This window comes from Novosphingobium sp. SG754 (assembly GCF_013149315.1).
Lineage (GTDB): Bacteria > Pseudomonadota > Alphaproteobacteria > Sphingomonadales > Sphingomonadaceae > Novosphingobium > Novosphingobium capsulatum.
In genome coordinates this window covers 278,355-290,974 of record NZ_JABGCC010000004.1, presented here as the reverse complement: position 1 = coordinate 290,974, position 12,620 = coordinate 278,355, and the positions used below count along the sequence as shown (strand labels likewise).

Annotated in this window: 10 protein-coding genes; 4 read left to right on the top strand and 6 right to left on the bottom strand. The window is 66.1% G+C overall.

The features are described 5' to 3' along the window. Positions 1-11: 11 nt before the first annotated feature. A complete protein-coding gene (locus tag FHW97_RS12005; protein ID WP_022676162.1) occupies positions 12-677 on the bottom strand; it encodes a 2OG-Fe(II) oxygenase in 666 nt (221 codons plus the stop codon). A 315-nt stretch (positions 678-992) separates the two neighbouring features. Between FHW97_RS12005 and FHW97_RS12000 the strand changes: the two genes are divergently transcribed. Then, positions 993-1,352 (top strand): winged helix DNA-binding protein, encoded by a 360-nt coding sequence (locus FHW97_RS12000; protein ID WP_022676163.1) that lies wholly within the window; start codon positions 993-995, stop codon positions 1,350-1,352. A 79-nt stretch (positions 1,353-1,431) separates the two neighbouring features. On the opposite strand, the gene FHW97_RS11995 is transcribed toward FHW97_RS12000, so the two are convergent. Beyond that, positions 1,432-2,460: an RcnB family protein gene (locus FHW97_RS11995; protein WP_216647737.1), complete on the bottom strand. Its 1,029-nt coding sequence runs from the start codon at positions 2,458-2,460 to the stop codon at positions 1,432-1,434. Between the two features lie 203 nt (positions 2,461-2,663). On the opposite strand from FHW97_RS11995, the gene FHW97_RS11990 reads away from it, so the two are divergent. Further along, complete coding sequence (locus FHW97_RS11990) at positions 2,664-3,245, top strand: flavin-binding protein (RefSeq protein ID WP_171799083.1); 582 nt, start codon at positions 2,664-2,666, stop codon at positions 3,243-3,245. 137 nt (positions 3,246-3,382) lie between these two features. Here FHW97_RS11990 and ettA read toward each other — a convergent pair whose 3' ends face one another. The 3 genes from ettA to FHW97_RS11975 form a co-directional block, all read right to left on the bottom strand. Beyond that, positions 3,383-5,062, bottom strand: a complete 1,680-nt coding sequence (gene ettA / locus FHW97_RS11985; RefSeq protein ID WP_171799082.1) for an energy-dependent translational throttle protein EttA — start codon at positions 5,060-5,062, stop codon at positions 3,383-3,385. Between the two features lie 113 nt (positions 5,063-5,175). Beyond that, positions 5,176-6,693 (bottom strand): chemotaxis protein CheW, encoded by a 1,518-nt coding sequence (locus tag FHW97_RS11980; protein ID WP_171799081.1) that lies wholly within the window; start codon positions 6,691-6,693, stop codon positions 5,176-5,178. Then, positions 6,680-8,410, bottom strand: coding sequence for a PAS domain-containing methyl-accepting chemotaxis protein (locus FHW97_RS11975; protein WP_022676188.1), 1,731 nt, complete (start codon positions 8,408-8,410; stop codon positions 6,680-6,682). Before FHW97_RS11975 ends, FHW97_RS11980 begins: the two co-directional genes overlap by 14 nt. 219 nt (positions 8,411-8,629) lie before the next feature. Here FHW97_RS11975 and FHW97_RS11970 point away from each other — a divergent pair, with 219 nt between their 5' ends. Both FHW97_RS11970 and FHW97_RS11965 read left to right on the top strand, forming a co-directional pair. Further along, a complete protein-coding gene (locus FHW97_RS11970) occupies positions 8,630-9,937 on the top strand; it encodes an O-acetylhomoserine aminocarboxypropyltransferase/cysteine synthase family protein (protein WP_171799080.1) in 1,308 nt (435 codons plus the stop codon). A gap of 86 nt (positions 9,938-10,023) precedes the next feature. Further along, complete coding sequence (locus FHW97_RS11965) at positions 10,024-11,391, top strand: M28 family peptidase (protein ID WP_171799079.1); 1,368 nt, start codon at positions 10,024-10,026, stop codon at positions 11,389-11,391. Positions 11,392-11,434: 43 nt separating this feature from the next. Here FHW97_RS11965 and FHW97_RS11960 read toward each other — a convergent pair whose 3' ends face one another. Continuing rightward, entirely contained in the window at positions 11,435-12,505 is a 1,071-nt protein-coding gene (locus tag FHW97_RS11960) for a sensor histidine kinase (RefSeq protein ID WP_171799078.1), read from the bottom strand. Between the last annotated feature and the right edge of the window lie 115 nt (positions 12,506-12,620).

The following is a 12,620-nucleotide window of genomic DNA, read 5'->3' as shown; positions in this document are numbered from 1 at the left end:
GGTGCCAGGCCTCAATTCCACGGACGGGACCGATACCACTTGGTCAGCACGTATTTGACGCCGCGGATCACCGGCCGCCCGGCATGCATGCTCTTGGGATTGGGCCGCCCGTCGCGGTTCATGTTGTTCCAGATCAGCAGCGCGCCGGGCTGGGGTGGAACCGACAGGTTGACCTTGGGAAAGTCGGTCGAGCCGCCTTCTTCCACGGTGTTGAGATAGGCCATAGCCGTCCAGCTGCGCTGGCCGCCGTTGCGCATTTCTTCGGCCCACATCGGGTCTGACGGGCGGAAATGATCGAAATGCGCCTTGAATTCCTGGCCGGGTTGATAGCGCTGGCCCTGGATGGTTTCGCCAAAGGCAGGGTCCAGCCCCATCAGGTCGTCGATCCGCCGCTGCAGCATGCGGATGAACGGATCATGGGGATTGACATCGCCGCTATAGCTCGTGCGGCCGCCATCGGTGCTGTAGGTGTCTGATGGGCGGGCCACGGCATCGACCACGCCGATCAGCCGCTCGCACTCGGGCCGGGTGAAGAATTCGCCCACGGCATAGATCTCGAAATCCTCAACCGGGATGCGATAGGCGGCCGGATCGGCATCGAGGCGCGTGCGCACCTGGTTACCGATGCGCTTGAGATCGGCACTGTCGGGGTGGGGCTCGGAACGGAACAAAACCATGATAGGGACGTCATGCAAGAACGTGTCGCTGGCTGCAAGCCGGCTCGGCAGGAACCCTTGGGAAAGCGGGCGCAAATGTAAATTCTGGTAGGTTTTGGTCCGATGTGGACCGAAATCGTTGATAATTATCGCGAAATATTGTCGATATGGGGCTATTGCAAGGTGCGGTTAACCTGAAGCTGTCCAGCGGTTTGGGCATTGTGTCCGACCGAAGGCCTCGCGAAAGTAACGGGAACCACTGTGACGACCAAGCCATTCGCGCCTGCAGTTCCCTTAGGCAGCAAAACTGCTCCAGTTGTGGGAGGTCGCGTTCCGTTGGATGCCCTAGTCGATGCCGAAGCGGAATCCTTCCGCATTGCCAAGGCCTTGTATGCATTACGCCGGCGTCGCGACGGGGTGACACCGGTGAAGGGCCTGTTTGGCGAACCGGCGTGGGACATCCTGCTGGATCTCTATATCGCCCACAAGCGCGGCACCGAATTGCAGGTGTCGAGCGTGTGCCTGGAAGCCGGCGTGCCTTCCACCACGATTCTGCGCTGGATCGCGCGGCTTGAACGCGAAGGGCTGCTCTACCGCCAGGCCGACACGGGCGATCTGCGCCGGCGCTATGTGCGCCTGACCGATGATGGGCTGGCGATGATGCGCAACATTCTGGGCGCGATCGGCACGCTCTGAACGGGGCGTTCCGCGCCGCGCGGACGTTCACCGCATACAAGAAGGCCGGCGCAAGGCCGGCCGTCCCGTATCATCATTCTTACCAGAAGAAGTCGTAGATCACGTCCACCACCTGGCCGGTGTAGGTATCGATCAGCACGACATCGTCATAATAGCGCACCCAGCGATAGGGCGGATAGGCCGGCGGCAGGCGATAGGCCCACGGATCGGCGATCCAGTATTGCTGGGCAAAGAATGGCGCGCCCAGATAGATGCCGATGTTCAGGCGGCTGTAGCGATAGTTGGGCATAGGCGCGAAGTAGCGCGGCCCGCGGAACAGATCGCGATGGTCGGTGCGCCACCCCTGCCAGTCATAGCGGCGATCCTGGCGCCAATCGTTGCGCCAGGGGCCACGGTTGTCACCCCAACCAGGACGGCCGGGGCCGCGATCGTTGTTCCAGCCGGGACGGCCATAGTTGCCGTTGTTGTTCCAGCCGGGGCGGCCGGGACCACGATCGTTGTTCCAACCAGGGCGGCCGGGGCCACCGTTGTTGTTCCAGCCGGGACGACCCGGTCCGCCATCGTTGTTCCAACCTGGACGGCCTTGGCCGCCGTTGTTGTTCCAGCCGGGGCGACCCTGTCCGCCGTTGTTGTTCCAACCCGGGCGACCCTGGCCACCGTCATTGTTCCAACCGGGACGGCCGGGGCCACGATCCCCGCCAGGGGCGTTGCCCTGCCAGCCTGGCTGGGGCGGTTGACCGGGTTGCGGCACGGCATGTCCGCCGCGCCAGCCACCGGGCTGGCCCTGGAAACCGCCGCCAAAGCCGCCCTGCGGGCCGCGCGGGCCTTGCTGCGGCATGGGCTGGGGCGCCTGCTGCTGCATTTGCGGCATCGGGCGCGGTTGCCCGCCGCCCGGGAAGCCGCCACCGCGGGGCTGTCCGCCACCGGGGCCGCCACCGGGGAAACCACCGCCACGCGGCTGGCCACCGCCGGGGAAGCCGCCGCGGTTTTCACCACCGCGGTGATCGCCATGATCATCGGCAAAGGCCGTAACGGGAACGGCGGCTGCCAGAGAGGCAACGGCCAGCGCCGCGCCGATCTTCGTTGTCCATTTTCTACTGGCGGCCATGGCCGTCTCCCTTTCGAACGTGTTTTCAGGAAATGTCGCGCGATGGCATTGGTTTCCCATCACTTGCCAATAGTGATAGAGCATTGCCGCTGTCACATCGCTGAACCGAATGGATAGCCCGCCGTTCATCTTGCTACTTAGGCAATCGGCCAGCCCTATCGGCCATCTTTGCAAAGACGCAGCGCAACGGCCACACTATCACCATGAATAGGCTGGAAGATATTATTGCCGATGCCCAGGCACGGCTGGACGCTGCCGTAGCCGATCGCCATGCAGCGATGCACAGCCCCGTGGTGGGCACGCCCGATGGCGAGATGCGGATCATGGTGTTGCGCGCGGCGGCGCCGAGCCTGGCCGCACTGCGCTTTCACACCGATGCACGCAGCCCCAAGGTGGCGACGATCGCCCGATACGGCCGTGCCAGCGTGCTGGCCTATGATCCGGCGGCGCGCGTGCAGTTGCGCCTGGCCGGGTCGGCACGGATCGAGCAGCACGGCGCCTTGGCCGATGCCGCCTGGGATGCTGCGGCGGTGTTCAGCCGCCGCTGCTATCTGGCCACGCATGGCCCGGGTGCACCGCTGGCAGAGGCAGGCAGCGCGCTGCCTGCCGATCTCCGGGCGCGCCGGCCCAGTTTGGCGGAAACCGAGGCTGGCCGCGATGCCTTTGCAGTGCTGCTGGTAGAGCCCGAGACGCTCGACTGGCTCAAGCTGGACGCGCAGGGCGGGGTGCGCGCGCGCTTTGAGCGCGGGGAGCAGGGCTGGGTGGGGAACTGGGTGGCGCCCTGACGTGCGTCGCTCTTGGCTTCCACCACCCCCAAACCCCCTCCTCTGAAGAGGAGGGGGCTTTTAGATCAGCGTCTTAACTCCCCCTCCTCTTCAGAGGAGGGGGTTGGGGGTGGTGCGAAACCTTGCACCATCTTTGATCAGCGCGTGAGCTTCTTGTACGCCAGGCGCGTCGGGCGATCGGCCGCATCGCCCAGGCGGCGGCGCTTGTCTTCTTCGTACATGGCAAAGTTGCCTTCGAACCATTCGACGTGGCTGTTGCCTTCGAACGCCAGGATGTGGGTGGCCAAGCGATCGAGGAAGAAGCGGTCGTGGCTGATGACCACGGCGCAGCCGGCGAAGTTTTCGATGGCTTCTTCCAGCGCCGCGAGCGTTTCCACGTCGAGGTCGTTGGTCGGTTCGTCGAGCAGCAGCACGTTGCCGCCCTGCTTGAGCATCTTGGCCATGTGCACGCGGTTGCGTTCACCGCCCGAGAGCTTGCCGACGTTCTTCTGCTGGTCCTGGCCCTTGAAGTTGAACGCGCCGACATAGGCACGGGTCGAAGTGTCGAACCCGTTGACCTTCATGTAGTCGAGCCCGTCGGAGATTTCCTCCCACACGTTCTTCTTGGGATCGAGATGGTCGCGGCTCTGGTCGACATAGCCCAGGCGCACGGTCGAGCCGATGTCGATTTCGCCGGTGTCGGGTGTTTCCTGGCCGGTGATCAGCTTGAACAGCGTGGACTTACCCGCGCCGTTCGGCCCGATCACCCCCACGATGCCGCCCGGCGGCAGCATGAACGAGAGGTTTTCGAACAACAGCTTGTCGCCATAGGCCTTGGAAATGTTCTTGGCCTCGATCACCTTGCCGCCCAGGCGCTCGGGCACCTGGATGACGATCTGGGCCTTGCCCGGCGAGCGGTTTTCCTGGCTGGCGACCAGTTCCTCGAACTTCTTGATACGCGACTTCGACTTGGTCTGGCGGCCCTTGGTGCCGGCGCGGATCCATTCGAGTTCGTCGTTGATCGCCTTCTGGCGGCCGGTCGCCTCGCGGTCTTCCTGCTCCAGGCGCTTGGCCTTCTTTTCCAGGTAGGTCGAGTAATTGCCTTCGTAGGGGAAGTACTTGCCCCGGTCGAGTTCGAGGATCCAGCCGACCACGTTGTCCAGGAAGTAGCGGTCGTGGGTGATCATCAGCACCGCGCCGGCATATTCCTTGAGGTGGTTTTCCAGCCATTCGACGCTTTCGGCGTCGAGGTGGTTGGTCGGTTCGTCGAGCAGCAGGATCGACGGCTTTTGGATCAGCAGGCGAGTCAGCGCGATGCGGCGCTTTTCACCGCCCGAGAGGCTTTCCACCGACCAGTCGCCCGGCGGGCAGCGCAGCGCTTCCATCGCGATTTCAAGCTGGTTGTCGAGCGTCCAGCCATCGACCGCGTCGATCTTGCCCTGCAGATCGCCCATTTCCTCCATCAGCGCGTCGAAATCGACGTCTTCCGGCGGATCGGCCATGATGTTGGAAATCTCGTTGAAGCGATCGACCAGGTCGGCCACTTCGCGCGCGCCTTCCTTGACGTTTTCCAGCACGGTCTTGGTGGGATCGAGCTGCGGCTCCTGCGGCAGGTAGCCCACGGTGATGTGCTCACCCGGCCATGCTTCGCCCGTGAAGTCCTTGTCGATGCCGCCCATGATCTTCATCAGCGTGGACTTGCCGGCGCCGTTGGGGCCGACGATGCCGATCTTGGAGCCCTGGTAGAACTGCAGGTTGATGTTGTTGAGCACCGGCTTTTGCGCGCCGGGGAAGGTTTTCGTCATGTTCTTCATGACGTAGGCGTATTGGGCGGCCATCTGAGGGTCCTTGCGCGAGACAGAACGTTTGGCAAAACGTGCGAAATTGTCCCGCGCTCTACAGGGCGCGCCCAAGTTGGGCAAGCACTTGGGGATGCCCGGCGCCAGGCTGGTCAGGCGGTGAGGCAGGCGATGTCCGCAGGCGGGGTTGCCTCACCAGCCAGGCCCAGCGCTGCCGAGTCGAGCACTTCCCAGGTCTCGTTGGCGCGGCAGCGGATCGTCGCTGCAGGCAACTGCCGCGAGGTGGCCTGCGTGCGCAGCGCCTGAAGCGGCACGCGCTCGACCGAGCACAGCATATCGACCAGAAAGGCCCGGCGCTGGCCGGCCATGCCGACCACCACCATGATCGCCTCGTCCACGGTTGCGGTGCGCGAGCAGCCAAGGCGCGCGGCGAGATCGAGCACGGGTGTTGGCCGGTCGCGATGCAGGAACACGGCCGATAATGGAAATTGCCCGGCCAGCGGCAAGAGCGGCTGATCGCCCGGCAGCACCGCTTCCACTGCGCCCAGCGGCAGGGCATAGCGCGCCTCGCCCAGGCGAAAAGTGAGCCAGGCATTGGCCGTGCTGGTGGTGCCGGTGGCAGCGGGCAATCCGCGCAGGCGCTGGTGCCCATCGGTATCCTCGGGCGCGACCGGCACCTGCATGGCTGCCACTTCTGCCAGGCGCGGATCGCCGGTAATCGCCGTCGCGGACAGGTGCAGCACCGGCTGGCCGCCCAGGTCGACCAGGGCATGGGCGCCGCCAGTGCCGGCAATGCCGATCGCACCCAGCGCGGCGCCGGCATGGCGCGGCAATTGGCGGATGTCGTCCACCCCGTCGATCAGCAGCGCGGCCCGGGCGCGGGTGCCGGCTGCGCTATCTGCCGGGCCGACGTGGATGACCACGGCGGCGCTGCGCCCCGGCGTGCGGCCGAGGCTGCCAATGCCGGCCAGGCGCAGGGTGTCGACCGCCGGCACAGCCACGCCGTTCCACGCCAGCGACCCCACCCACAGCGCGTTGGTCACCGGTGGCGGAGCAAGGGCGGATTCGGGCAGCGTGGCGACGATGGCATGGGCATCGAGCGCCAGGCGCTGCCCACCGGCGCGGAACACCAGGCAGGTCACCTTGTCACCCGCGCCATGGCCCAGGCGGTGTTCCTGGCGCTGCCCGGCAAGGCTGTCGGGCACCAGGGGCAGGCCCGGCATGGCGGCGAGTTGCGCGGTATCGAGCACGACCCCGCGCGTGTCGCCGTGCAGGAAGCCAGCGGCGGCAAGACGGTGGAGCGGCGCGTCGTCAGGATAGTGCAGGGCGCCCAGCGCGCTTTCGGGCAGGCGGGCAATGCCTTCGATGCAATCGAGCAGAAGGCCGGTAACGCCGCCTTGGTGCCGCACGATCGCGACGATGCCATCGTGCACGCATGCCGGGGCCAGGCCCAGCATCAGCCCCATGTCGATGACGGGGATGATCGCCCCACGCACCGCGATGGCCCCGGCCAGATCGGGCCGGGTGATCGGAAAGGGCAAGAGCTGCGCCGGCCGGGGTACCACCTCGCGGATCGCTGCGGTCGCCATCGCCAGCGTGATGCCGGCTACCTGCAACAGGCCATAGAGGCGCGAGGTTGCGGCTGGCCCGGCCGGTTCAGGCGGGGTCATGGGCGGCGGCGGCCAGTTCCTGGATCAGGGTGACGATGTGGCGCGCCACCTCGTCCTGGGCCAGGGCAGAGCGGGTGATCACTTCGATCGCAGAGCTGGTGTCACCCACGCTGGCGGCGATCGCACTGAACGCGCTTTGTGCAGCCTGGGCGCGCTCGGTGCCCATGCCGATGCGCACCAGGCTTTCCTCGATCAGCCGGCTGATATCGCGCGCAGCGGTGCTGCTGCGTTCGGCCAGCTTGCGCACCTCGCCCGCCACCACGGAAAAGCCGATGCCATGCTCGCCGGCGCGCGCTGCCTCGATCTCGGCGTTGAATGCCAGCAGGTTGGTCTGCCCCGCGATTTCGGAAATGACGCGCACGATCTCGGCAATCCCGGTGGCCGATTTCTGGATCAGTTCGATCGATTCGAGCGCAGACTTGAGCGCCACGCCGCCTTCATCAGCCTTCGTCTCGGTCAGATTGGCCAGCTTGTTGGCGGTTTCGGTGCTGCGGTTGATTTCCTCGATGGTGCGGCCGAGGCGATCGGCCACGCCGGCGGTTTCCTGCGATCGCGCGGCGATTTTCTGCTCCAGGCGCACCTGCTCGGTCACGTCCGTAGCGTATTTGACGATGCGGCGCGGCTTGCCGCGCAGGTCGAGCACGGGATTGTATGTCGCCTGGATCCACACATCGCGGTTGTGCTTGCCCACGCGGTGAAACCGGCCCGACTGGAATTGCCCCTGGTTGAGCGCAATCCAGAAATCGGCATATTCGCGGGTGCGGACAAATTCGGGCAGGCAGAACATCGCGTGATGCTGGCCCAGGATCTCGCGCGGGGAATAGCCCATGACCGACAGGAAATTGTCGTTGGCGCTGACCACGTTGCCATCCAGATCGAATTCCACCACGGCCATGGCGCGGTCGATCGCTTCCAGCTTGGCTTCGTATTCGGCGGTGGACAGGCGCTCGGCGGTGATATCATAGGCAATCTTGAGCACCCGCTCCAGCTTGCCATCGGCACCGCGGATCGGGGTGTAGGAGGCGCGCACCCAGATATCCGTCTCGTTCTTGCCCACGCGCTTGTAGGCGCCATGGCACACCTGGTCGCGGCGCAGGGCGGCCCACAACTCGCGATAGGCATCCGATGCGGCCGTGTCCTTGTCGCAGAACAGCGTGTGCGACTGGCCCATCACCTCGGCCAGGGTATAGCCGGTCAGCTTGAGATAGTTTTCGTTGGCGGCCACCACTTCGCCATCCATGGTGAATTCCACCAGGGCCACGGCGTGATCGAGTGCGCCGAGCTTGGCCTGCGCGTTGAACCGCGCCAAGCCATCGCGGCTGATGTCGATGCCCACCGCCAGGATGCGCGTGGGCAGCCTTTCGGCGGTATCGAGACGCGTGAACGCCAGGCGCACCCACACCGGCGGACGATCCTGCACCGCCAGGCGCAGCGCGGCAACCTGGCCCTGGCCATCGGTCAGGCGCTGCCAGAAGGCCGGCTCCGTGCTGGGGTCCTGCAAACCCTCGTGGCAAAGGTTGTGATAGCGCCGCCCGACAAGGTCTTCGGCCGGCTCGCCGAGCAGATGGGCAAAGTTTTCGTTGGCGCCGATGATCACGCCGTCGCCGGTGAACTCGCACAGCAGCAGCGCGCGTTCGATCGCGTCGTTGCGCTGCACGGTCGCGTTTTCCTGCGCGCGCTTGCGATCGGTGGCGGAAATCGGTGTCTGGTCCGTCATGGCCTGAAAACCCCCAGTTCAAAACCCCATCCCCGGGGGTCGCGCGCGTTGAGCCGTGTGGATGGTGGTGTAACCAGGCCATGGTTGATCGCGCTTGTCCCCGCGCCTGCGCATTGCCACGCAGTATCGGCCACAGGATGCCATGCGCAATTCCGGGCTTGATTATGTCAATTGAATAAGTAGACAAATCGGGCGAATGCCCAACGACCAGAGGATGCCATGAGCGACACAACGCCAGAAACCCGCACGCCCCGTCCCGAAACCCTGGCCCTGCATGCCGGCTGGCGCGCCGATCCGGCCACCGGCGCGGTGGCCGTGCCAATCTACCAGACCACGTCGTATCAGTTCGACAGTACCGAGCAGGCCGCCAACCGCTTCGCCCTCAAGGAACTCGGGCCAATCTATACGCGGCTTGGCAATCCGACGACCGACGTGCTGGAACAGCGGGTGGCGGCGCTGGAGGGCGGGGCCGCTGCCGTGGCCGTGGCATCGGGCCAGGCGGCCTCGACCTATGCCGTGCTCAACCTGGCGCGGGCGGGTGACAATATCGTCAGCTCCACCGATCTCTATGGCGGCACCTGGAACCTGTTTGCCAACACGCTCAAGGATCTGGGCATCGAGGTGCGCTTTGTCGATCCGGCCGATCCGGAAGGGTTTGCCCGCGCGACCGACGACCGCACGCGGGCCTATTACGCGGAAAGCCTGCCCAATCCCAAGCTGGTGGCCTTTCCGATTGCCGAAGTGGCGGCAATCGGGCGCAAGCTGGGCGTGCCGCTGATCGTCGACAATACTGCCGCCCCGCTGCTGATCCGCCCGTTCGACCATGGCGCGGCGGTGGTGGTCTATTCCTCGACCAAGTATCTGGGCGGGCATGGCACCTCGATCGGCGGCCTGATCGTGGATGGCGGCAATTTCGCGTGGGACGAATTCCCCGAACGGCAGCCGCTCTTCAACCTGCCCGATCTCAGCTATCACGGCGCGGTGTGGGCGCGCGATATCAAGCCGCTGGGGCCGATCGCCTATGCCATCCGCGCCCGCGTGATCCTGCTGCGCGACATGGGCGCGGCGCTGTCGCCGTTCAACGCGTTCCAGCTAATCCAGGGGATCGAAACGCTGCCGCTGCGGATCGAGCGGCACAGCCAGAACGCGGCGGCAGTGGCGCAATGGCTTTCCGGCCATGCCAAGGTCACGCGCGTGATCCATCCCTCGCTGGCGCAGGGCCGCGCGGCAGAGCTGGCCGCGAAATACCTGCCGCGCGGGGCAGGGGGGCTGGTCGGCTTTGAACTGGCCGGTGGCGCTGAGGCCGGGCGGGCCTTCATCGATGCACTCAAGCTGTTCTATCACGTTGCCAATATTGGCGATGCGCGCAGCCTGGCGATCCATCCGGCGTCTACCACCCATTCCCAGCTTTCTGCCGAAGAGCAGGCCGCTGCCGGGGTCAGCCCCGGTTATGTGCGCCTGTCGATCGGCATCGAGCACATCGACGATATCCTGGCCGATCTGGAACAGGCACTGGCGGGGGCGTGAATCGCGTGTTTTGAACAGGCTGGCGGTTGACTTCCCAGGGGGGCGCGCAAATGTGGCGCACCCCCAACTCCTTCCGGGATTTGCCGATGCGCTCGTTGACCGCCCGCCTTTCTGCCGCCGCCGCCGTTCTCTCGCTTGCGCCCGCCATGGTGCCCACCCTGGCCCACGCCGCGGCGCCTGCACCCGATGTGGCCTGGGATCTGGTGCGCGACCTGACCACGCAGGTCGGCCCGCGTCCCGCTGGCAGCCCGGCCGAGGCCCGCGCCCGCGAGTGGGCCGCCGCCCGCCTCAAGCAGCTGGGCTTCCAGAACGTGGCAATCGAGCCGTTCACCATGCGCGCCTATCGCCGCGGGATCGACAAGGCCGAACTCGTCGGCTTTGCCGCGCAGCCGCTGGCGATCACCGCGCTGGGCTATTCCGGCGCCACGCCCGAGGCGGGCATCACCGCGCCGCTGGTCTATTTCCCCTCGCTCGCCGCGCTGGAAGCGGCGCCCGATGGTTCGCTGGCGGGCAAGATCGCCTTTATCGACCATGCCATGGCGCCAACCCAGGATGGCAGCGGCTATGGCCCCTATGGCAACGTGCGGCGCCAGGGGCCGGGCGTGGCCGTGGCCAAGGGCGCGCTGGCGGTGGTGATCCGCTCTGTCGGCACCGACAAGCACCGCAACCCGCACACCGGGGTGATCAGCTGGGCCAATGGCGTGAAGCCCATTCCCGCCGGCGCAGTATCCAATCCCGATGCCGATCAGATTGCGCGGCTGGCCGCCACCGGCCAGCCGCTCAAGCTGCACCTGACGCTGACCGGCCAGATCATCGACAATGCGCCTTCGGGCAACGTGGTGGGCGAATTGCCCGGTCGCGATCCGTCGCTGCCGCCGGTGCTGGTGGCGTGCCACCTCGATAGCTGGGATCTGGGCACCGGGGCGATCGACGATGGCGCCGGCTGCGCCATCGTGGCTGGCGCGGCGCTGGGCGCGCAGACCAGCGGGCCCGATGGCGGCAAGCCTCTGCGCACGATCCGCGTGCTGTTTGCCGGAAGCGAGGAAGTGGGAGGCTTTGGCGGCGAAGCCTATGCGCAAAAGCATGGCAAGGAGCCGCATGCCCTGGCGATGGAAAGCGATTTCGGCGCAGACCGGGTATGGCGGGTGATCACCAATTTCGCGCCGTCAGCCGATGCGGTGAAGGCGCGCCTGGTGGCCGCGCTCAATCCGCTGGGCGTGGTGCCGGGCGATGGCACGGCCAATGGCGGCGAAGATGTGGGCGCGATCATTGCCGCGCAAAAGCTGCCGGTGGTGGACCTGAACCAGGACGGCACCCACTATTTCGATCTGCACCACACGCCCGACGATACGCTGGACAAGATCGATCCGGCCACGTTGGCGCAGAACGTGGCCGCCTGGCAGAGCACGCTGGCGATCGTCGCCAACGAGCCTGGGCCGATCGCCGCGCGTTAAGCAGCGCGCGCTGGCCCGCCAGGGTGGTGATCAGCCTGTCTGATCAGCCCTGGCGGCCAAGCGTTTCGGGGAACAGCACCACGGTGGTTACGCCGGGATTGGCCGCCCCGTCGGTGCCGCTGCGCACGCGGTGGCTGCCGCCCAGCTGCGCCACCAGGCCAGCAATGATCGCCGTGCCCAGTCCGCGCCGCGTGCGCACGCCACCCGGGATATGATCGGCCGGATCGGCGGCTGGCATGCCGCGGCCATTGTCTGCCACGGTCAGGCACAGCCGGGCATCATCGACCCGTTCCAGCCGCACGTCGATGCGCCCGGGCTGGCCAGGCGCAAAGGCATGCTTGAAGCTGTTGGCGAGCAGTTCGGTCAGCAGCAGCACCAAAGGCAGCAGGCGGCCCACCTCCAGGCGCACATCCTCGGTCACCACGTCCACGTCCACCGCATCGGCATCGGCCATTTCGCGCGCCAGGTTCACGGCTGAGGCCAGGATTTCGCTGATCGGCTTGGTCTGCACGGCCGGATCATAGAGCTGGCGATGCACCCGGCCCATCATCTCGATGCGCTGGTCCGCGCGATCGATCAGCGGCAGCGCGAGCGCCGGGTTGCGTTCGATCTGGCGTCGCTGCAGCCGCAGCATCGAGGCGACAGAGGCCAGGTTATTGGCCACGCGGTGCTGCAATTCTTTGAACAGCAAGGCTTGGTTTGCCGCCATCTCGGCCAGGCGCGCTTCGCTTTCCTCCAGCTGCCGCTGGCGGCGGGTGAGGCCATCGATCAGCACGATGTCTACCGCCACCACGCCGGTGTAGAACAGCATGGCCGTGGCAACCTGGGTGTTGATGGCAAAGCTGAATTCGGGCGGCACGAAAAAGTACCACGCCGCAAGGCCACTCAATATGGCGCAAACCATGCCAGGGCCGCGCCCGGCAATGAACGTGGCGATGATGACCGCAGGAAAGAACGTCAGGAACGGAAAGCCGGGCGGAAACAGATCATCGGCCACCCAGCGCAGCGACAGCGCGAGCACGAACAGAAGCACGCCCACGGTATAGCGGGTGGCAGGTCTGCAGGCTTGCAGGCCGCGGATGGACCAGAGCGGGGGGCGCGGCGCAGACGTCATTCCTTCCAGCATTGCCCGATGGCGCACCCCAGCGCAACCGCCGGCTCGACACGTCTGTCCAGCCCGTCCTAAAGGGCATGAGGCGTGGGCAATGGCCGCAGTGCATCACCGCGCG

Coding starts and splice junctions, on each gene's coding strand:
- FHW97_RS12005 (WP_022676162.1), bottom strand. CDS start 677: ATGGTTTTGTTCCGTTCCGAGCCCCACCCCGACAGTGCCGATCTCAAG.
- FHW97_RS11995 (WP_216647737.1), bottom strand. CDS start 2,460: ATGGCCGCCAGTAGAAAATGGACAACGAAGATCGGCGCGGCGCTGGCC.
- FHW97_RS11990 (WP_171799083.1), top strand. CDS start 2,664: ATGAATAGGCTGGAAGATATTATTGCCGATGCCCAGGCACGGCTGGAC.
- ettA (WP_171799082.1), bottom strand. CDS start 5,062: ATGGCCGCCCAATACGCCTACGTCATGAAGAACATGACGAAAACCTTC.
- FHW97_RS11980 (WP_171799081.1), bottom strand. CDS start 6,693: ATGACCCCGCCTGAACCGGCCGGGCCAGCCGCAACCTCGCGCCTCTAT.
- FHW97_RS11975 (WP_022676188.1), bottom strand. CDS start 8,410: ATGACGGACCAGACACCGATTTCCGCCACCGATCGCAAGCGCGCGCAG.
- FHW97_RS11970 (WP_171799080.1), top strand. CDS start 8,630: ATGAGCGACACAACGCCAGAAACCCGCACGCCCCGTCCCGAAACCCTG.
- FHW97_RS11965 (WP_171799079.1), top strand. CDS start 10,024: ATGCGCTCGTTGACCGCCCGCCTTTCTGCCGCCGCCGCCGTTCTCTCG.
- FHW97_RS11960 (WP_171799078.1), bottom strand. CDS start 12,505: ATGACGTCTGCGCCGCGCCCCCCGCTCTGGTCCATCCGCGGCCTGCAA.